Annotated in this window: 11 protein-coding genes and 2 tRNA genes; 6 read left to right on the forward strand and 7 right to left on the reverse strand. The window is 34.5% G+C overall.

The annotated features are described in order from the left end of the window. Window positions 1-2: 2 nt before the first annotated feature. From AC5SR4_RS16820 to AC5SR4_RS16840, 5 genes are all read right to left on the reverse strand, one after another. Window positions 3-3,233, reverse strand: a complete 3,231-nt coding sequence (locus tag AC5SR4_RS16820) for a SusC/RagA family TonB-linked outer membrane protein (RefSeq protein ID WP_495357434.1) — start codon at window positions 3,231-3,233, stop codon at window positions 3-5. Window positions 3,234-3,485: 252 nt separating this feature from the next. Then, window positions 3,486-7,520, reverse strand: a complete 4,035-nt coding sequence (locus AC5SR4_RS16825; protein WP_495357435.1) for a two-component regulator propeller domain-containing protein — start codon at window positions 7,518-7,520, stop codon at window positions 3,486-3,488. An 874-nt stretch (window positions 7,521-8,394) separates the two neighbouring features. After that, a tRNA-Pro gene (locus tag AC5SR4_RS16830) sits at window positions 8,395-8,469 on the reverse strand. Window positions 8,470-8,566: 97 nt separating this feature from the next. Further along, window positions 8,567-8,650 (reverse strand) — tRNA-Ser (locus AC5SR4_RS16835). Between the two features lie 96 nt (window positions 8,651-8,746). Next, window positions 8,747-10,798 carry an HD family phosphohydrolase gene (locus tag AC5SR4_RS16840; protein WP_495357436.1) on the reverse strand — a complete coding sequence of 684 codons (2,052 nt, stop codon included), beginning with the start codon at window positions 10,796-10,798 and terminating at the stop codon, window positions 8,747-8,749. Window positions 10,799-11,019: 221 nt separating this feature from the next. On the opposite strand from AC5SR4_RS16840, the gene AC5SR4_RS16845 reads away from it, so the two are divergent. Both AC5SR4_RS16845 and AC5SR4_RS16850 read left to right on the forward strand, forming a co-directional pair. Beyond that, window positions 11,020-12,198: an acetyl-CoA C-acyltransferase gene (locus tag AC5SR4_RS16845; RefSeq protein WP_495357437.1), complete on the forward strand. Its 1,179-nt coding sequence runs from the start codon at window positions 11,020-11,022 to the stop codon at window positions 12,196-12,198. Between the two features lie 9 nt (window positions 12,199-12,207). Next, window positions 12,208-12,957: a C40 family peptidase gene (locus tag AC5SR4_RS16850; protein ID WP_495357438.1), complete on the forward strand. Its 750-nt coding sequence runs from the start codon at window positions 12,208-12,210 to the stop codon at window positions 12,955-12,957. A gap of 51 nt (window positions 12,958-13,008) precedes the next feature. Here the strand turns inward: AC5SR4_RS16850 and AC5SR4_RS16855 are convergent, their stop codons facing one another. Both AC5SR4_RS16855 and gyrA read right to left on the reverse strand, forming a co-directional pair. Further along, window positions 13,009-14,262 (reverse strand): tetratricopeptide repeat protein, encoded by a 1,254-nt coding sequence (locus tag AC5SR4_RS16855; protein WP_495357439.1) that lies wholly within the window; start codon window positions 14,260-14,262, stop codon window positions 13,009-13,011. Window positions 14,263-14,286: 24 nt separating this feature from the next. After that, the gene (gyrA, locus tag AC5SR4_RS16860) at window positions 14,287-16,851 is read right to left on the reverse strand and encodes a DNA gyrase subunit A (protein ID WP_495357440.1); all 2,565 of its coding nucleotides are present in this window, start codon (window positions 16,849-16,851) and stop codon (window positions 14,287-14,289) included. Between the two features lie 259 nt (window positions 16,852-17,110). On the opposite strand from gyrA, the gene AC5SR4_RS16865 reads away from it, so the two are divergent. The 4 genes from AC5SR4_RS16865 (at window position 17,111) to AC5SR4_RS16880 (ending at window position 21,941) form a co-directional block, all read left to right on the forward strand. Next, window positions 17,111-19,657, forward strand: a complete 2,547-nt coding sequence (locus AC5SR4_RS16865) for an ATP-dependent Clp protease ATP-binding subunit (protein WP_495357441.1) — start codon at window positions 17,111-17,113, stop codon at window positions 19,655-19,657. Window positions 19,658-19,776: 119 nt separating this feature from the next. Then, the gene (locus AC5SR4_RS16870) at window positions 19,777-20,331 is read left to right on the forward strand and encodes an RNA polymerase sigma factor (RefSeq protein WP_495357442.1); all 555 of its coding nucleotides are present in this window, start codon (window positions 19,777-19,779) and stop codon (window positions 20,329-20,331) included. A 1-nt stretch (window position 20,332) separates the two neighbouring features. Next, window positions 20,333-20,896 carry a hypothetical protein gene (locus AC5SR4_RS16875; RefSeq protein ID WP_495357443.1) on the forward strand — a complete coding sequence of 188 codons (564 nt, stop codon included), beginning with the start codon at window positions 20,333-20,335 and terminating at the stop codon, window positions 20,894-20,896. Next, window positions 20,874-21,941, forward strand: a complete 1,068-nt coding sequence (locus AC5SR4_RS16880) for a DUF4097 family beta strand repeat-containing protein (RefSeq protein WP_495357444.1) — start codon at window positions 20,874-20,876, stop codon at window positions 21,939-21,941. Before AC5SR4_RS16875 ends, AC5SR4_RS16880 begins: the two co-directional genes overlap by 23 nt. The last annotated feature ends 68 nt before the right edge of the window (window positions 21,942-22,009 follow it).

A 22,009-nucleotide genomic window follows, 5' to 3' on the forward strand; every position in this document is an offset into this window, starting at 1 on the left:
TTTTAGAATGTTATATTTAGACCAAGTGAATAGGTTCTATTAAAAGGATACGAGCTATTACTACTAGATCCAAATTCAGGATCCCAGCCATCTTTAACAGTTGTCAATTCAAACAGGTCGTTCCCTGAAAAATAGATACGGAACCTATCCAAAGTGCCATTTCCAATTTTAAGGTTTTCTAACGTATAACCAAATACCAATGCCTTCATCCTGATATAACGGTTGTTCTGCATCATAAAGTCATTGTTTTTCCAGTTCCATCTAGCTCTAGCTGTATGAAATGTCAATCTTGGGTAGGCAGCATTAGGGTTTTCTTCTGTCCAGGTTTTTCCCCTATAAGCTGTAGTTTGGTTATTACCCACTGTTACAAACGGATAGGCCATACCATCGGTTCTTACTATGTTTTGGTTAAGCACACCCTGAAAGAATGTACTCAGGTCAAACCCTTTGTACTGAAACCCTAAATTGATGCCATAGGTGTAGTGAGGAGCGGCATCGCCCATGTATTTAACATCACCATCACCACCTTCTAAAGTGCCAGATCCCAAGATAATATCATCCCCATCCAAATTAACTTTTCGTGTGTCTCCTGGGCGTAAACGTATAGACTGGTTACTAGCATTAGGAATTTCTCCTCCGTTATCAAGTTGTGCATAATACGCATCCACTTCTGTTTCATTGGCAAAAAAACCATCTGTCTCATATAGGAAATACGAGCCTAACGGGTAACCTTCTACAGTATTGTTTAGACCTGCTCCGTATATACCTACTCCTTCCATGCTCACCAATTTATTATTTGTATCACTCATATTCACAGACACATTATATTTCAAATCGCCTATGTTCGATTTCCATGAAAGCATGGCTTCCCATCCTTTTACTTCCAAAACCCCACTATTTGTTTTAGGGGCAGTTCCACCTAATAGATCTGGATAGTTCACAGCGATTAACATCCCATCGTTCTTCTTGGTAAAATAATCAAATGATCCAGCCAATTTGTTATCAAAAAGCCTAAACTCAGCACCATAATTCGCCACACTAATTTTTTCCCAAGTACGGGTAAGGCTGGTAAGCCCTTGAATGGATGCGGTAGTTTGAAGGGAAGCACTGGTTCCAAAAACAGCTGACCCCAGATTTACGGCAGACACATAATCATGATTGCCTATACCGACCTGTCCGCCCATCTCACCATAACTGGCCTTGAACTTAAGAAAGTTCAATACGGGAATATTCTTCATAAACGATTCTTCGGTTACGACCCATCCGGCAGAAGCACCTCCAAAGAACGACCAACGGTAATCAGAATGAAATTTTGAGGTGCCGTCTCTTCTACCTGTAAACTCCAAGAGGTACTTATCTTTGTATCCGTAATTGAAACGTCCTAATTGGGAAAGGAAGCCCCAATTAGAAGATCCCCCTGCATTGGTCACGTTATTTTCAGGAGATGCCACATTCAAATCATAGACTCCATTATCTTCAAACCCTTGTCTATAGCCATGTAAATCATCCGTTTTTCTCAATTCGGCAGTAGTTCCCACCATTAGGCCAAAGTTATGGTCTTCCCAAAATGTTTTTTTGTAATTAAGAAATGCACCATAATTTTGATAGCTAACATCCATTTTCTTCTTTTCAAAGTAAGGAGTTGTATTGACAGACTCCGGTGCTTTTTCACCAAACCACGTGTACATGGGTACATTAATCTTATATATTTCTTGATCCTTGAATTCCTTATCTACACTGGCTGTTGCCCTAAAGTTCAGGTCATCGGTAATATCGTAGGTAACTGCCACATTCAACTTTAATTGATCGGCATAAGCTTCATCTCGACCACCTTCCAAAACATTCGCTATAGAGTGTCTGTTTCCGGCAACACCAAAATTGGCATACCATTGCCCATACGGGTTTTTGGCAGGGAACAACGGCGGATCATAAGCTAATGAAGTAATACCAAGACCTCCTGAAGGACTAGAAACATGAGACCTAAAATAAGATATCCCAGTTTCAACATTTATTTTATCGGAAAGTTTGTAATTATGGTTAAATCTCAGATTATATTGCTTCTTCCCATCATAAGATGGTTGAAGGTTACCTACGTTTTCTGCATACCCAGCAGACACTCTATATCTTGCTCGCTCAGAACCACCCGAAATACTTAGGTTAGTTTGGTTTGAATAAGATGTACCATACATATCATCAAAACGGTTACCCTCGCCAAGAAAAATATCCCCCCAATATTGGGTGGTATATATGCCAGGACCTTCGTCTCGCATTCTTACAAGGGTTTCCCTATCTACCCAACCCCAATACCAAGCCGTACCGGCATATGCCAAGTCCTCATCGGTGGCCTCAATATTCATAGCAGCATAATCTCTTAAACCAGAAACAGCTGGTTTAATTCCAATGGCATTAACTCTAAAATTGCTCGTTAAGTTCACCTTAATTTCACCAGATTTTCCTCGTTTGGTCTCTACCAAAATCACACCATCAGCTGCTCGAGACCCATAAATAGAAGCCGCTCCATCTTTAAGAACACTTATAGACGCTATGTCGTCTGGGTTCATGTTATAAAAAGCATTATCATTTATAGTGGGAACTCCATCGATAACTATTAAAGGTGAGCCTCCATTAACAGAGGTAACACCTCTAATCTGTAATTTAAGCTCTTCATTACCAGGTCTGGAAGAACCACGGGTTACTACCAATCCAGGAGTTTGTCCTTGAAGGGACAATGCTGGGTTGGTTACCGCTCTGTCCTCAAAAACCGCTGCGGAAATTGTTTCAATTGCCCCAGTAAGTGTTGCTTTCTTTTGTTGTCCATATCCAACAATTACGACCTCATCTAAGGCTGCAATATCCGCTTCCATAGAAACATTAATACTACTGTTGTTTCCTACCGGTACTTCTACCGTTTTATATCCAATATAGGTAAAAACGAGTTTCGATTCTGTCGATGGTACACTTATGCTATAGTTACCATCAAAATCTGTTACAACACCCACAGAAGTTCCCTTTACCATAATGTTTACGCCGGGCAGAGGCATGTTGTCTTCCTTAGAAACCACCGTCCCAGAAATGGTCATGTTTTGGTTTGCATTTACCTCTACGTCTAGCGTAGAAAGTTCATTTGTTTTGGCATGTACATTTAATACAGAGGCACATGCAAACAAAATAACTAACCATAATGACCCTGAGATCTGCTTTAGTGTTGTCTGAATGTTTTTTAGTTTAGTCATAAATAATGTCTTTTAAAATTTACAATTTTGTTTTTCACAAGCAAGAAGATTTTCTGTCATCTTACTATTCCTCATTTGTTTAATTGTTTGTTTTTTCATCATAATTTAATTTTTACATAATGCTTCATTTTAGTTTGCAGACAATGTTAAAATTTTATAAAAAGAAGGGATGTAAATTATCATTCAATATTGATAACTTATAGCCCTTTTTTATAAAAACTAAAATAAAACGGTCCAAAAAACTTATTGGTGCTAGCTTTTACTGTTTTGTTCTAAATATTGTGTAGGTGTCATTTTGAACAATTCCCGGAAAGTTTTACTAAAATAAGCGGTTGAATTAAAACCTGACATGTATGCAACTTCTTTTATTGAAAATTGATTTCCTAATAAGAGATCGGCAGCATACTTTAGGCGGATAGTCCTGATAAAATAACTAGGATTTTGATTTGTTAAGGAACTTATTTTTCTGTAGAACTGAGATCGCCCCACTCCAATCTCTTTAAGTAAATCCTCTAACTTAAAATCAATATCACTTATATTATCTATAATCGTTTTAGTTGCTTTATCTAAAAAGGCTTCGTCTAATGAATTAGAAGTCAATTCACTAGAAGGCAGTATTCCTGCTAAAGAGGTAAATTTATCCCTTAATCTCTTTTTGGTTTCTAAAAGATTCTTAACCCTCGCTTTTACTACATGAATATTATAAGGTTTTGGCAAATATTCATCTGCCCCTGTACTATAACCTTCTATTCTATCCTCATCAAGACTCCTAGCTGTTAAAAGAATTACTGGAATATGGCAAGTTTCTATTTCACTCTTAACTTGTCTGCATAATTCAAAGCCATCCATTTCTGGCATCATGACATCACTAATGATTAAATCTGGATAATACTTCTTAACTTTTTCCAAACCTTCAACACCATTAGCTGCCTCTAGTATTTTAAATGCGCTTTGAAGTTCAATTTTCAGGTGTTTACGTAATTCATTATTATCTTCAACTATTAATACAGTTTGTTTTTTAACGCCTTTTGTCTCTAAAATTATATCAGACACTTCTTTATTATCATCTTCGTTTGAAATGGCAATTTCATATTCAGCTGACCTGATTGTATTTAAATCGTAACCTTTATCAATTTCGTCCAGATCTTCAACAATTAGATAATTACCTGTAGCATTAGGACTTAAAGGCAGTAGCACTGTAAAAGTGGTTCCCTTTTGGTATTTACTCTTTATAAATATTTCACCTCCGTGCAAATTAACAAATCCTTTGGTTATATTTAGACCAATTCCCATTCCTACCTTTGAGTTGCCAATACTTACAAATCTTCCGAATACATCTTTTAACTGTTCTGGTTTAAAACCTATGCCTGTATCTTTAATTTTTATCTGGGCGTAATCAATGGCACCATGTTTTTTATAAAGTGTTGTAAACTGATCCTTATTTGTAATTGATAATTTTGAAACAGATAGTTTAATACGTCCGCCAAACTCGGTAAACTTTATGGCGTTTGAGAGTAAATTGGTAATGATTTTTTCAACTTTATCTAAATCAAAGTAACCTGGTAGTTCTCCTAAAGAGGTTTTAAATTCAAACTTGATTTTTTTAGCTTTAGCCAAACCTTTAAATAACAAAAAGATATCTTTACTGAATTTCACATAATCACTTTTGACTAATTTTAAGGGTGTTTTACCTAAGTCCATTTTCCTAAAATCCAATAATTGATTTACAAGATAAAGCAGCCTCATGGCACTTCGCTGAAGCGTTTGCGCAGATGTTTTTACAATTTCGGGCTTATCAAAAGAAGATAAAATCTTTTCAACAGGATTTAAAATAAGGGTTAGCGGGGTTCTTAGTTCGTGTGATACATTAATGAAAAAGCTTAATTTCATTTGATCTAATTCATGCTCTTTCTCCTCGTTTATAATTTTGGTGTAATAGTAAACCCCTAAATAAAATAACGTACCAAAAACCAGCAAATAAAAAGCGTAAGCCCACCAAGTTCTCCACAAGGGAGGTGCTATGTGAATCTTAATTGATGAGACTTCTGCATTATCCCAATTATTATCTAACGAGGCCTTAACCTGAAACACATAATCTCCTGGTGGAATACTGGAATAATTTGCCAACCTATCCTCTCCTGCACTAATAAAGTCTTCATGAAGGCCAAACATTCTGTACTGATATTTTACATGCCTTTGGTTTTTATAGTTAAATGCAACAAATTCAAAAGTTAAAAAACCTTGATTATATTTTAAATCCAGTAAATCTGTATTTGAAATAGAATTATTTAAAATAACCTTATCATCTATTTTCTGTCCAACTTTTACATCTTCGTTGAACATTTTAAATTTGGTTATAATAGGTTTTAAAGATTTTGACTTGATTACAATATCTTCTGGATTAAAAATATTAAAGCCATTTATTCCTCCAGCTATTATTCTACCATCACTGGTTTTATCAATAGACTTACTTTGAAACTCTATGCCTTGAACACCATCTTGTGTGTTGAAATTATAAAACTTATTTTTTGAAGTTTGATATTTAGACAAACCACTCTTTGTAGTTATCCATAAATTAAAATTATTATCTTCTTGGATACCCAGAACTAAATTATTTGGTAATCCTTGGTTGGTGGTAAATGATTTTACTAGCTTTAGTTGAGGGTCTAACTGATACATACCAATATCGGTTCCTAACCAAATATTTCCTTTATGGTCTTCAGTTATAAAATTTATACGATTGTCCTGAATTGGTTTTTCCTTTAATTTTGTAAAATTAATTGAAGCCGGTATTAAATCTTTTAATTTATCCAACTCAACAATTGACAATCCTTGAGATGTCCCAATCAAAAGACGGTTTTTGCTATCAATAAAGATTGAAAACACTAAATCACTAGCTAAGCTATGGGCATTCCCAGGTTCGTTCTTAAATTTTGTAAACCGTTTTGTAAAAGGGTCAAATAAATTCAAGCCTTCGGTTTGTGTTCCAGCCCACAATCTATGTCTATTATCTTCTATGGCATACCAAACTGTATTTTGCCCTATTGAATATGGGTTTTGGGGATCATATTTAAATTGTTTGAAAGTCTCAGTTTCAGGGTTAAACTTATTTAATCCTCCATCCCACGTACAAATCCAAATAGATTTATCAAAACTTTCGGTTAAATACACTATTTTATCTGAACTTAGGGATTTTGAATTATTAGGATTTGCTCTATAATGCTTAAAGGTCTCATTTTTTTCATTAAATAAGTTGAGTCCTCCTCCATCTACACCTATCCAAATTCTTCCATTACTATCCTGTAAAACGGACTGCGCAATTTTTGAGCTCAAGCCTTTGGGATTACCATATTCATAAAAATAATGACCAAAGGACGACTTGGAGAGTACAAGCTTACTTATCCCTTTATTATAAGACCCAAACCAAAAATTACCTTCTTTATCTTCAAGGATTTTTGCCGGTTGATTGTTTGGTAATGAATAATCATTAAAAAAACTATGTGAAATATGTTGCAGAAATTTCTTGGACTTGTTAAAAAGGAATAGCCCACCTCCATCTGTGGCTATCCATACAACTCCTTTTTTATCTTGATAAATATCAAAAATAGGCGCATTAGTATCTTCAACTGAAACCTGATCGAATTCGTTATTTTTTCTATCCCAAACAATCAAGAAAGATAAATTACTACCTATCCAAAAATTTCCGTCATCATCTACAAGCAATTGTTTAATTACGTGGTTTAGTAAATAAGCATTTGGAATATCTATACCTACCCTAGTGAAAATATTCTCTTTAGAATCATATGTGTTTAAAAAATCACCTTCTGTAATTGCCCAAATAACACCAGAATTATCCTTAACTATTTTGGTGACATTGTTATTATCAATTGATTTTAGATTACTTTTATCATTTGAATAATGCTCAACAATAAAATCTTTATTTTTGATTGCACCAACCTTACTGTCCAACTGCAATTTACTTATTCCATTTTTAGTAGCAATCCAAAGTAAATTTGTTGCATTATCAAATAGTAAGTCATTGATAATATCTCCTTGATCTACTTCTAGTTTTTCATCATGAAGTGGGACTATATAAAATATTTCTTTCTTTTTATCAAAAACATTTAAACCATTATTTGTTCCTATCCATAAATTCCCAAACTTATCTTCAACAATCGTATTTATTCTGTTATTACTTATTGAAGTTGTATCATTTAATACTGGCCTGTATATTTCAAATTGGTAGCCGTCATACCTATTTAATCCATCAATGGTTCCAAACCACATAAACCCTTCTTTGTCTTCAAATATTTCTGTACATGTACTGCTTGACAGCCCTTTATCGGTATCTAAATTCTCGAATTTTAAGTTAGGATATTGTGAAAACATCTTAACAGAAAACAAAAACAGAAAACAAACAAATTTTATCTTCATCATGCTAACATAAATAAATTGTAATACACCTTCACAGTTATAAAATATATCCTTATTTGGAACAATAATTTAACCATAATCTTTAATGTTTTCCCTAACAATGACCACAAAAATACATTTTAAAATGGGTTTTCAGGAATATACAATGAATTAATAATTTATACTGAATGCAATACCTTTTAACATATATTGAAAATATATCAATGATATCATTGGTTATGGAACCAAAAACAAAAATTACAAAGCAAAATCATATTTTTATTATATTCCAAAGTGCTCTTGTTAATCGTTGGAGAATGTAGGCTTTCCTAAAAATAAGACAGTTAATAATTCGGATTTATTTTGAACAAAACTTGAATAAAAACTACGAACACCTATACCATATATAAAAAATAGCAGTTTTTAATGCTTAAGCGAAAAATAAATAATGAGATTTCCTTTCAAAACACTCCCTTGCCTTATGCAGAGTATATTGTGAAGAGAACTACCGAAAAGGTGTTGTTTGTTTGCATTTTAAGAAGCTTTCTTAAACATTTATTTGAAAAAAACAAAAGTCAAATCGTTCTTAAATGTTCCTTAAAACTACAACAATTCTGGCAAATGGATGTTCACCGATTTGCACACCTTTTATATGATTTTAATTGGTTTCAAACAAAACCATTAAAAATACAAAACACTGATAATCACACAATCAACAGTGTTTTGAATTGACCTATAACAAGGTTCGTCGGGGTGGCAGGATTCGAACCTGCGACCTCCTGCTCCCAAAGCAGGCGCGATGACCGGGCTACGCTACACCCCGGATTGAGCATTAAAAAAATGTCCTGTGACATTTTAGCGAAAGGGCCAGCTGGTTGGCGGACCTTGTATTCACCTTGCTCAAATCTTCTTTTTTTTTGCGGAGAGACCGGGACTCGAACCCGGGCGACAGTTACCCGTCGACAGATTAGCAATCTGCTCCATTACCACTCTGGCACCTCTCCTAAATTCTATCAAGAACCTGCGCATTAAAAATGCGGTTGCAAATGTAATCTTTACATAATAAGAACGCAACTATTTTTTTATTTTTTTTGACCTCCTTATTCTGGATACTCAATCCTTAAATGGTACATATTTGCCAGTTTATGCTTTAGCACTTTTTTTATGGATTGAATTTCTTTAAATGTAATATTGGCATTTAAAAATTGTCCTTCTTCTATTTGTTTATCTATAATAGTTTCAACAAAGGCATCAATTTTTGTAGAGGTAGGTTCTTTTAAGCTTTTTGAAGCTGCTTCTATACTATCGCACATCATTAAAATAGCAGTTTCTTTACTAAATGGTTTGGGACCTGGGTAACAAAAATCTGATTTATCAATATCTGGAAAATCCTTCTTCTCTTTCATGTAAAAATAATATACCACACTGGTGCCATGATGGGTTCTAATAAAATCGATCACTCTATCTGGTAAATTATTCCTTTTTGCTATTTCTATACCATCCAACACATGGCTTATGATAATCTTGGCGCTTTCTTTGGAGGATAATTCGTCGTGCGGATTAATACCTGTAGATTGGTTTTCTGTAAAATAGGTTGGGTTCTTCATCTTACCAATATCATGGTATAGAGCCCCAACCCTTACCATCATGGCATTGGCGCCAATTTCGTTGGCTGAAGATTCGGCCAAGTTGGCTACGTTTAATGAATGGTGAAATGTTCCGGGTGCCTTATTAGATAACTCTTTAAGAAGTTTTGAGTTGGTGTCTGATAATTCTAATAAGGATACATCGGAAACCAAACCAAAAAGTTTTTCATATGCATAGATTAAAGGCTGTACAAATAAGGTAGCCAAGCCACTTAATATAAACCAAATAAACATTTCCCATTGAATGGTTTCTACACTTCCTTCATGGATAACAACAAATGCAAAATAGGCCACTATATATATGAGCGTTATTTGCCCCACCGAAATAAACAGGTTAGCACGCTTGTACAATTCTGATACCGTTAGTATGGTTACAATACCCGCTATAATTTGTAGGAACATATACTCATAGCTATTTGGTACGATAAAACCCAATAACAAAACGGTAATAACATGTGCAAATAGCCCTAATCTAGCATCAAAAAAAGCTTTAAACACCAATGGTAATATACATATGGGGACAATATAAACAAACTTGGAATCGTAGTTTATAACCAAGGTGGTCATAAATATCATTAAAAAGATGTTAAAGAAAATAAAGGTGACCTTGGTGTTGTTTTCAAAAACTTCTTCTCTACGGTATTTCCTTAAAAACAATAAAAGCATCAATAATGCTAAAGCGACCAATAATGTATAGGCAAACAGTATCCAATTATAATTGGATTTGCTCCAAACTTGTGATTCGTATTCTGATTGGAGTGATTTTAATATTTGGTACTTATCGCCTTCAATGATTTCTCCTTTTGATATTATGAGTGTTTCCTTTTCTATGCTACCCCGTGCATAAGATATTTTGTTTAACTCTTCCTGTAAGGACTTATCTGTAAAGGATTTATCAAAAGTTAAATTAGGCTCTATAATGTCAAAAAACAAAGAGATAAACTGATTTTTATACCGTATTAAACCATATTTTAAAAGCACTTTGTCTATAACCATGGTAACGGCATCCAGCTTAATCAAATCTGAAAAATACCCTTCTTGTATTTCCACACGTCCGCTAAGGAGTACAATGGGTCTACTTTCTGAAAAATTATGGCTTTCGTCTAATATTCCAAAAGTATAGAGTTCTGCTATAATATCTTGCCCAGCAACATATAAATCCTGATACAATCCTTGTGGTATGGAATCTGAAAATGTGTTTTTAAATTCTTGCCCATATAAATTGTTCACACTACTAACAACCAAGCTATCCATATCAAAATACAACACAGCATTTTCTGTAAGCGCTTTCTTTTCACTTGCAATTTCTGCTTCAGACTTTTTTATAGCAAAATTAAAAGGTGCATATAGGTTTTCTGATTGCCAGGGTTTTCCTTTTTCGAAGTTATATTTAAACTTACCTGTTTTAGGAAATAAATAAACTATTAAAAAGGTTGTGCAAACAAACAGCAAACTTTTATAAATAAGAGAATGGTTTCTGTAGAGTTTGTTTATAAAGTCTTTCATCTGCTCATTTCTATTTTATATTTCGGTCAGGTGTAACTACCTTAATAATCATTATCGTGGGTGTTAAACAATTTGATGGGTGTTTCATCTAAAAAATTCAATAAATCAAATGTAATAAATTTATGGTCGCTATCCGTTTTTATGAAGAATACATTAAACCATTCCACCTGCTTTTTGCTAAAAAATGATTATTTTCGCGTGTACTAAACTAAAATTTAGATATGAACAAAGAAGTCGTTATAGTTTCTGCTGCAAGAACCCCAATTGGTAGCTTTATGGGAGCGTTATCAACGGTTCCAGCACCACAGTTAGGTGCCATAGCCATAAAAGGGGCATTAAATAAAATAAATTTAAAACCCGAATTGGTTAATGAAGTGTTAATGGGTAACGTGGTACAGGCTGGTACTGGACAAGCCCCTGCACGACAGGCTGCTATTTATGCTGGAATACCAGATAGTGTGCCTTGTACCACAATTAATAAAGTTTGCGCTTCGGGTATGAAAGCTGTTATGCAAGCTGCTCAAAGTATTGCTTTGGGAGACGCAGACATTATAGTTGCTGGTGGTATGGAAAACATGAGCCTTATACCGCATTACCTGCACGCTAGAACGGGCACTAAATTTGGACCTGCAACTTTGGTTGATGGCATGCAAAAAGATGGCCTTGTTGATGCGTATGACCAAAATGCCATGGGGGTATGTGCGGATGCTTGTGCAACGGAATATCAATTTTCGCGTGAAGACCAAGATGCTTTTGCCATACAATCGTACAAACGGTCTTCTGAAGCATGGAGCCAGGGTAAATTTGATGATGAAGTAGTTCCTGTTGAGGTACCTCAACGCCGTGGCGAGCCTGTAGTAGTTACTAAAGATGAAGAATATACCAATGTGAAGTTGGAAAAGATTCCGCAATTACGTCCCGCTTTTTCAAAAGACGGCACGGTTACTGCTGCCAATGCATCTACCATTAATGATGGTGCTGGCGCCGTGGTTTTAATGAGCAAAGATAAAGCTAATGCATTGGGATTAACGCCCCTGGCCACTATAAAAAGTTACGCCGATGCTGCCCAAGAGCCTAAATGGTTTACTACAGCACCTGCCAAAGCCCTACCAAAAGCTTTGGATAAAGCAGGCATTGCTTTAGATGATGTGGATTTTTTTGAATTTAATGAAGCTTTCTCTGTGGTTGGTTTAGCCAATATGAAGATTTTGGGTCTTAGTGACAAAAAAGTGAATGTGAATGGTGGTGCGGTTTCGCTAGGACATCCATTGGGATGTTCGGGGGTTAGAATTATTATTACTTTATTAAGCGTATTAAAACAAAACCAGGCTAAAATTGGTGCTGCGACTATTTGTAATGGTGGTGGTGGAGCTTCTGCAATTGTTTTAGAATGTAACTAAATTATTTTAATGCAATACGGAATTTGTAATTTAAGCATTGTCCCTCTAAGAAAAGAACCTTCAGATACTAGCGAACTCGTTTCACAAGTTTTATATGGCGACCTTTTTAAAGTTATTGAACCTCGTAAATATTGGAGCAAAATAAGATTGGCCTTTGATAAATATGAAGGCTGGATAGATAACAAACAATATGTTGAGATTAGTGAAGATGTATATAAAAAACTTCATAAAGAATCGCCTAAGTTATCTATTGATCTTGTTGAGTTTATTCAGGACAACAATGCACAATTACATCCAATCCTTCTTGGGTCTTCTTTAAATGGACTCACCACGTTAAATCACTTACATGATGGCAATATTGTTACGGGCATAAAAGCCAAAACAGAGATTGTACAAACGGCTTTCTTGTATTTAAACGCGCCATACTTATGGGGAGGTAAAACGCCTTTTGGTATAGATTGCTCTGGATTTACACAAATGGTTTACAAACTCAATGGTTACAAACTTTTGCGTGATGCCTCACAGCAAGCTACGCAAGGGGAAGCCCTAAGTTTTATTGAAGAAAGCGAACCTGGAGATTTGGCTTTCTTTGATAATAATGAAGGCATTATAACCCATGTAGGCATTATTATGAAAGACAATTATATTATCCATGCTCACGGCAAAGTTAGAATTGATAGATTGGATCATTCTGGTATTTACAACACCGATAAAAGAATGCATACACACAAGTTACGTGTTATAAAAAAAGTGATATAAAAAAAGCCGCAATTAATTGCGGCTTTTTTGGTTAATAAATATTTACCAGCATTAGTTTCCGCTTTCTAGAGCTTCAACTTTAGCTTTCATAGTTTTATGCTTTTCGGTTTCGCCTAAAATACTATAGATATTCATTAATGTTTTAGCTGCATTAATATTTTTAGAATCTATGTCTAACGCCTTTGTTAAATAAGGTACAGCTTGTTTATAAAGCTCTTGGCGCTCTTCACGTAATTCATCATATCGTAAATCGTCTTTTTTAGAACTTCCCAACCCGTTCATTTCTTGAATGATGGATTCTTCCTTAGATAAAATCAATGCTGAAATATTAATATAGGCATTAACATAATTTGGATCTAACTCTATAGCTTTTTCGTAATAAGCTCTAGCTTCTTTAGGTTGATCGGATTCTGCTGCAATAACACCCAAATTATATTGTAACTCTGGGTTACTTGGATCCATTTTTGTGGCTTTTTCCAGTAGGCTTTTAAATTCCTCAGTATTGCCCATTTTGTAATGAACGTTTGCTTCTGAAAGGATTAAATTAATATCATCAGGACTTTCTGCTCTTGCCGCCTTCATCGCCTCAATGGCTTTTTCGTTATTGCCTTCACCAACATAAATAAGCGCTATGTTTTTAATGATCTCAGGCTTTTTTGATTCGGTTAAACGTTCTCCTGGTTTTATGTGTGTTTTAGCCTTTACTGATATATCGCGTAAACTTTCACTTTGAAAAATTTCTTCTTCTCCAGTTTCTACCTCTGTAGCGTAGTATTGTTTTTGAATACCTGTATACCCTAAATCTTTTAGTTCTTCATAGATTGATAAGGCTCTATCATATTCTTGTACATTTACTGCAGTTGCTGCAGCGTAATACAAATACAATGTGTCTTTAGGGCTTACTCGGTATGCTTTTTCAAAGTATTTTGATGATACTAAGAAATCTTTTTTCTCATAGGCCTCATTTCCTTTGGTCAATAAGGTATTAACCATAGATTGCTTCAATTCGGTACTTTCATCATCGTAACTACCTTTTACTTTTGAAAGACTCTCTATAGCTTCATCAATATCAGAAATGGAACCTTTTCCTCCTGCATATAATGTTTGCGCTAGCAGATAATAATACTGAGCCTTTGACTTATCGTCCATTTCAGCCATTAAGGCTTCCGCTTGTTGTAATGCTGCCTTAGCCTCAGCATAATTCTCGCCTCTAATAGCTTTTTCCACAGCTCTCAGTTCTTTTTTTTGTGCAAATGAAAATGCACTAACTGAAAAAGCTAAAGCTATAATAATTTGTTTTTTCATTTTTTAATAATATTTAATTTCTATTTAATCTTCTGTATTGTTGTCTTCTTCTATATTATCAATAGCTGTGCCATTTTCTGCAGCTCCTTCATTACCTGCAGTTTCTGAAACATCTTCTACATCTTCTTCTTCATGCATAACTTTTGCTACGGCTGCAATGGAATCACTGTCCTTTAAGTTTATCAATTTAACACCTTGGGTAGCTCTACCCATAACCCTTAAATTTTTAACTTCTAATCTAATAGCGATACCTGACTTATTAATAATCATTAAATCATCTTTATCAGTAACACTTTTAATAGCAACCAATTGTCCTGTTTTTTGAGTGATGGAGATGGTTTTAACCCCTTTTCCACCTCTATTGGTAATTCTGTAAACAGGCTCTCCATCTTCAGGATCATCAATATATGTACGCTTACCATAACCGTTTTCGGAAACAACCAATACTGATTCTTCTTGAGGGTTTTCAACAGTAACCATACCTATAACTTCATCTTGATCATTAGCTAGCTTAATACCCCTAACTCCAGAGGCATTTCGTCCCATTGGTCTTGTTTTAGCCTCTTCAAATCGTACTGCTTTACCAGACTTAAGTGCTAGCATCACCTGACTTTCTCCAGTAGTAAGCTTGGCCTCTAACAGCTCATCATCTTCTTTAATGGTAATGGCATTAATTCCATTAGTACGTGGTCGGGAATATTGCTCTAAGGATGTTTTCTTAACCTGACCTTGTTTGGTTGCCATGATGACATAATGACTGTTTATATAATCTTCGTCCTTAAGGTCTTGTGTACAGATAAAAGCTTTAACCTTATCGTCTTGCTCTATATTTATAAGATTTTGAATAGCTCTTCCTTTAGACGTTCTACTACCTTCTGGTATTTCATAAACACGCATCCAGAAACATTTTCCTTTTTGCGTAAAGAATAGCATATATTGATGGTTGGTGCCTACAAATAAATATTCTAAGAAATCTTCATTTCTAGTTGTAGACGCTTTTTGTCCGACACCTCCCCTGTTTTGGGTTTTGTATTCGGTTAAAGATGTACGCTTAATATAGCCCGCGTGAGAAATGGTAATAACCACTTTTTCATCTGGGATCATATCTTCTATACTTAAATCACCACCAGCATATTCAATCGTAGAACGACGCTCATCTCCATATTTATCTTTAACAACCAAAAGTTCTTCTTTAATGATATCCATACGACGGTCTTTTTTCTCCAAGATATCTTTTAAATCTTCAATGGTCTTCATTAACTCTTCATACTCCGAACGTAATTTATCTTGCTCTAATCCTGTAAGCTGACGTAAACGCATTTCTACGATGGCTTTAGCCTGTATTTCGGTAAGCTCAAAGCGCTCTATTAAATTTGTCCTGGCTTCGTCTGCATTTGAGGATGCTCTAATAATAGCAATAACCTCATCAATATTATCAGAGGCAATGATTAGACCTTCTAAAATATGAGCACGTTCTTCTGCTTTACGCAATTCATAAGTTGTACGTCTTACAACTACATCATGCCTATGCTCTACAAAATAGTGAATCAGATCTTTGAGGTTTAACAACTGTGGCCTTCCTTTTACTAGCGCAATATTGTTTACACTAAATGATGATTGCAGTGCTGTATATTTATAAAGCTTGTTTAGTACGATATTTGGTATGGCATCACGTTTTAACACATAAACGATACGCATACCATTTCGGTCAGACTCATCTCGAATGGTTGCAATTCCTTCAAGCTTTTTCTCATTAACCAAATCAGCAGTCTTTTTAATCATTTCTGCTTTATTGATTTGATAAGGTATCTCTGTTACTATAATACACTCTCGTCCTTGAACCTCTTCAATAATCGCCTTGCCGCGAAGTACTATTCTTCCACGTCCTGTTTGAAACGCTTCCTTAACGCCATCATAACCATAAATCGTTCCACCAGTAGGGAAATCTGGTGCTTTAATATGTTGTATTAATTCATCAACTTCAATATCGGCGTTGTCTATATAAGCAATTGTACCATCTACTACTTCTGATAGATTGTGTGGCGGCATATTGGTAGCCATACCTACAGCAATACCAGAAGCCCCATTAACCAAAAGTCCCGGAATACGGGTTGGAAGAACTGTGGGCTCATTTAAGGTATCATCAAAGTTTAATTTATGATCAACCGTTTCCTTATCAATATCTGCAAGCATATCTTCAGATATTTTACGCATACGGGCTTCTGTATAACGCATAGCAGCTGGGCTATCACCATCTATAGATCCAAAGTTACCTTGACCATCTACAAGCATATAACGTAAACTCCACTCTTGTGCCATACGCACCATAGCGTCGTAAACAGAGGTATCACCATGTGGGTGATACTTACCTAAAACCTCTCCAACAATTCTTGCTGATTTTTTATGTGCCGTGTTAGACCTAACACCTAATTCGTGCATACCATAAAGTACACGCCTGTGAACCGGTTTTAAACCGTCTCTGACATCTGGTAACGCACGTGACACAATGACCGACATTGAATAATCAATGTAAGCGGATTTCATCTCATCTTCAATATTAATAGGAATCAATTTTTCTCCTTCTGCCATAAATATTTTAATTAAGTTTTATGAGTAATTCAAAACATGCTAATATAAGTATTTCGATAGTCATAGCAGGTCTTTAAAGTATGTTTTTTTTGGCTTTTTTATTAACAATTTCAGACGCTTTTTTCGTTAATAAATATGCTCTAAATAATTTTGATTTTATAAACTTTTTTTCGTCAATTAGCAACTTACATATAATTTAAGGTATAGTTTTTGCCTTTGGTTAAATGTTTTAGTATTTTTAAAGCAGAAAGAAGATAATATGGATGATAATTTTTCTCCAAGAGTAAAAGATGTGATTGCTTATAGTAAAGAAGAAGCTTTAAGGTTAGGTCATGATTTCATTGGCACTGAACACTTGATGCTGGGCCTTTTACGTGATGGTGATGGCAAGGCTATAAATATTTTAAATGCTTTAGATATTGATTTAAACCATTTAAGAAGAAAAGTTGAGATATTAAGCCCGGCCAATCCAAACATAACATCAGAATCTAATCAAAAAAAGAATCTACACCTTACTAGACAGGCAGAACGCGCTCTAAAAACAACATTTTTGGAAGCTAAGCTTTTTCAAAGCACTTCCATTAATACCGCGCATTTATTGCTGTGCATCTTGAGAAATGAAAACGACCCAACTACCAAGCTTTTAAATAAGCTTAAAATTGACTATGATAATGTTAAAGAACAATTTAAATTTATGATCACAAACGATAACGATTATATAGAACCTAAAGCCGAATCATTCCAAGATGATGACACCAGTGCTGAAGATGATACTTCAAAGGACATTTTTAATAGCCCTGCAAGCAAGTCGAACAAAAAGTCCAAAACACCTGTGTTGGACAATTTTGGACGTGATTTAACGGCCTTAGCCGAAGAAGGTAAATTAGACCCTGTTGTAGGTAGAGAAAAAGAAATTGAGCGTGTTTCACAAATTCTTAGTAGACGTAAAAAAAACAACCCGCTCTTAATTGGAGAACCCGGTGTTGGTAAATCTGCCATAGCCGAAGGCTTAGCACTTAGAATTGTTAAACGCAAAGTCTCTAGAATCCTTTTCAACAAACGTGTTGTAACACTAGATTTAGCCAGTTTAGTAGCAGGAACTAAGTACAGGGGGCAGTTTGAAGAACGCATGAAAGCCGTAATGAACGAGCTTGAAAAAAATGATGATGTTATTTTGTTTATTGATGAGATACACACCATAGTAGGTGCTGGTGGGGCCACTGGCAGTTTAGATGCTTCCAATATGTTTAAACCTGCCTTGGCTCGTGGTGAAATTCAATGTATTGGCGCTACTACTTTAGATGAATACAGACAATATATTGAAAAGGATGGTGCTTTGGAGCGTCGTTTCCAAAAAGTCATTGTAGAGCCTACCAGTGTTATCGAAACCATTGAAATACTCAACAACATTAAAACCAAATATGAAGATCACCACAATGTAGACTATACACCAGAAGCCATTGAGGCATGTGTTAAGTTAACAAATCGCTATATGACTGAACGTTTCTTGCCAGATAAAGCTATAGATGCATTAGATGAAGCTGGTTCTCGTGTTCATATTACTAATATTGAGGTTCCTAAACAGATTATTGAATTAGAAAAACAACTTGAAGCCATCAAGGAAACCAAAAATGCGGTTGTTAGAAAACAAAAATATGAAGAAGCAGCCAAGCTTAGAGATGATGAAAAACGCATTGAAAAAGAATTAGCAGCAGCACAAGAAAAATGGGAAGAAGACACCAAACAGCATCGTGAAATTGTTACTGAAGACAATGTAGCCGATGTCGTGTCGATGATGACTGGAATTCCTGTAAATAGAATTGCGCAAACCGAGATTAATAAGCTCGCCGAATTACCAAAACTTATTAAAGGTAAAGTAATTGGCCAAGATGAGGCAGTTGCTAAGGTTGTTAAAGCTATACAGCGTAACCGAGCTGGACTTAAAGACCCTAACAAGCCCATTGGTTCATTTATCTTTTTAGGCCAAACAGGTGTAGGTAAAACACAATTAGCCAAAGTATTATCTAGAGAATTATTTGATAGCGAGGACTCCCTTGTTAGAATTGATATGAGTGAATACATGGAAAAATTCGCTATCTCTAGATTAATTGGAGCACCTCCAGGGTATGTTGGCTATGAAGAAGGCGGGCAACTTACAGAAAAAGTAAGACGTAAACCTTATGCTGTAATTCTGTTAGATGAAATTGAAAAAGCACATCCCGATGTGTTCAATATGCTATTACAAGTATTGGATGATGGCTATTTAACAGATAGCTTAGGAAGAAAAATAGATTTTAGAAATACAATTATTATCATGACTTCCAATATTGGTGCTAGAAGACTTAAAGATTTTGGAACTGGTATAGGTTTTGGAACCTCTTCTCAAAAAGCTCAAGAAGATGCCAATGCTAGGAGTGTTATTGAAAATGCATTGAAAAAATCATTTGCACCTGAGTTTTTAAATAGAATTGATGATGTTGTTATGTTCAATCCTTTAGAAAAAGAAGACATTAACAAGATTATTGATATCGAATTGGAAAAACTTCTAATTAGAATTAAAGACTTAGGCTATATACTTAAACTTACTGATGAGGCAAAAGATTTTATTGCTGAAAAAGGATTTGACAAGCAATATGGAGCAAGACCCTTAAAGCGTGCCATTCAAAAATATATTGAAGATGCATTAGCGGAAGAGATCATTACATCGCACGTTGAAGAAGGTGACCAAATAAGCATTGATTTGGATAAAAACACTAAAGAACTAAAAATCAGTATTGATAAAGCTGAAAAGCCTGCTGAATCTTAATCTTTAAAAATCCTATCCACAAATTAAATTCCTACATTACATGTTAATGTGGGATTTTTTTTTTCAAAACTGTAACAAACGCAACATGTCTTAATCTATTAAAATAACAATTTACTTTAGTGACGCTAGCCAAACTAAATATTGAAGAGCTTATAAAACACTGTATGCTAGGTAACCAATCTGCGCAATTGGAAGTTTACAACAGGTATTATAAGGCCATGTACAACACCTCATTAAGGATTGTTAAAGACCCTTTTGAAGCGGAAGACATTATGCAGGACTCGTTTTTGTTAGCGTTCACAAAATTGGAGAGCCTGAAAGATGCCAAAATATTTGGTCCATGGTTAAAGCGTATTGTTATTAACAACAGTATTCACCATTATAAAAAGAATGGTAAATACACAAATGTTCCTTTAGAAAATGTCATTAATAAAATTGAAGATCGAATAGACGGTATAGATAGCTTTGTTTCTATAAACCTAAAAGCAAATCAAATTATTAAAACAATGAAAACGCTTAAAGATAATTATAGAATATGCTTAACGCTTCACCTAATTGAAGGCTATGATTATGAAGAAATTAGTGATATTTTAAATATTTCTCAAGCCAACTGTAGAACCACTATATCGCGTGCAAAAGCAAGCTTGAGGAAAAAATTAGAAAATATAGTTTAAAATGAAAAAAGACACGATTGATAATTTATTTGAAACGTTGCATTCTGACTTTGATTTTGAAGTTCCTAAAAAAGGTCATCAAGCGAGATTTGTAAAAAAGCTTAAAAGTCAAAAGCCAAAATACCTTAAAGATGCTGTGATTAGATTAAATTTCTGGAAACCTGTAATGGGTATAGCGGCAACACTTGTTATCTGCTTAAGTCTTATTGGTTTATTTAAACCAACTAAAGGCACTACAGATTTAGCAAGCATATCTCCTGAAATGTCTGAAACGCAAAATTTCTTTACCATGGCCATTTCTGAAGAGCTTACAAAACTCAATCAAGCAAAAACACCAGATACAGAAGGTCTTATCAGCGACGCCATGAAACAACTGGAAACTCTTGAAAAAGATTATAAGTCTCTGAAAATTGATTTAGAAGAAAGTGGTTATGACAAACGTGTTATTTATACTATGATTTTAAACTTTCAAGCCAGATTAAATTTATTAAAAAATGTTTTGGAAACCATAGATAATGTAAAACAACTTAAAGAAAACAACAATGAAAACTCAATTATTATTTAAAACAGCATATATCCTGCTTTTATTACCTACAATAGTATTTAGCACCAATCCATTAAAAGGTAAATACAAAAAAGAAAAAACAATAAAAAAAGAGTTCACCGTTAACAGTGATGCCTTATTAAAGATTAACAGCAGCTACGGAAATATTGATATTGTAACCTACAACGGAAATAAAATCACAATGGAAATAACCATTAAAGTAAGTGGTAACAATGAGGACAAAACCCAAAAAAAACTAGATAATATTGGTGTTACATTTAATACTTCTTCCAGTATAGTAGAAGCAAAAACAACTTTTAACAACAAAAAATCCTGGTGGGATTGGGGGAAAAATAATGTAACTATGGAAATAAATTATATTGTAAAGCTACCTATTACCAATAGTGTTAACTTACATAATAATTATGGCACTGTAAACCTAGACAAGTTAGAAGGAAATGCAACTATAAATTGCGACTATGGCAAAGTAACCACAAAAGAATTAATGGGTGAAAACAATGAAATTTCATTTGACTATACCAATAACAGCTACTTCGAATACATAAATAGTGGAAAGATCAATGCAGATTACAGTGGATTTACCGTTGCAAAAACAAAAAAACTAAATATTAATTCAAATTATACAAACGCCACTATAGAAACAGCTGAAAATATTAATTTTAATTGTGATTACGGTTCAATAAATATCCATAAAGCCAATAACATATCTGGTAATGGCAATTATTTAAATATGGTGTTAGGAGATATCTATAAAAACCTACACATTAAAGGGTCATATGGTTCAATTAAAATTGATCAAAAAAATGCTGACACTGGAAACATGAATATTGAATCAAACTATCTAGGAATTACAATTCGATATCATACCGCTTATCAATTTAATTTTGATGTTAATGCTAGGTATGGTTCCATTAGAAATACCGAAGGATTTAAATTTACAGATCAAAATAAAAACTCCAATAAAGGTTACTATGGCAGTCCCAACAGCTCTAACATGATTAAGATTAATTCCAAATACGGAAATATAACTTTTAAGAAAATTTAGTTATTGAAATCTCATGTTTAACTAACTCAGCTTTTATTAAAAACGGCATATATATGCCGTTTTTAATA

It is taken from the genome of Aestuariibaculum scopimerae (assembly GCF_059428085.1).

Bases quoted from the DNA above. Each gene is read 5' to 3' on its own strand.
- AC5SR4_RS16875 (WP_495357443.1), top strand. From the start codon at position 20,333: ATGAAAAAAGACACGATTGATAATTTATTTGAAACGTTGCATTCTGAC.
- AC5SR4_RS16825 (WP_495357435.1), bottom strand. From the start codon at position 7,520: ATGTGGTTTGGAACCATTGATGGATTAAATAGGTATGACGGCTACCAA.
- AC5SR4_RS16865 (WP_495357441.1), top strand. From the start codon at position 17,111: ATGGATGATAATTTTTCTCCAAGAGTAAAAGATGTGATTGCTTATAGT.
- AC5SR4_RS16850 (WP_495357438.1), top strand. From the start codon at position 12,208: ATGCAATACGGAATTTGTAATTTAAGCATTGTCCCTCTAAGAAAAGAA.
- AC5SR4_RS16880 (WP_495357444.1), top strand. From the start codon at position 20,874: ATGAAAACTCAATTATTATTTAAAACAGCATATATCCTGCTTTTATTA.
- AC5SR4_RS16855 (WP_495357439.1), bottom strand. From the start codon at position 14,262: ATGAAAAAACAAATTATTATAGCTTTAGCTTTTTCAGTTAGTGCATTT.
- AC5SR4_RS16820 (WP_495357434.1), bottom strand. From the start codon at position 3,233: ATGACTAAACTAAAAAACATTCAGACAACACTAAAGCAGATCTCAGGG.
- gyrA (WP_495357440.1), bottom strand. From the start codon at position 16,851: ATGGCAGAAGGAGAAAAATTGATTCCTATTAATATTGAAGATGAGATG.
- AC5SR4_RS16840 (WP_495357436.1), bottom strand. From the start codon at position 10,798: ATGAAAGACTTTATAAACAAACTCTACAGAAACCATTCTCTTATTTAT.
- AC5SR4_RS16845 (WP_495357437.1), top strand. From the start codon at position 11,020: ATGAACAAAGAAGTCGTTATAGTTTCTGCTGCAAGAACCCCAATTGGT.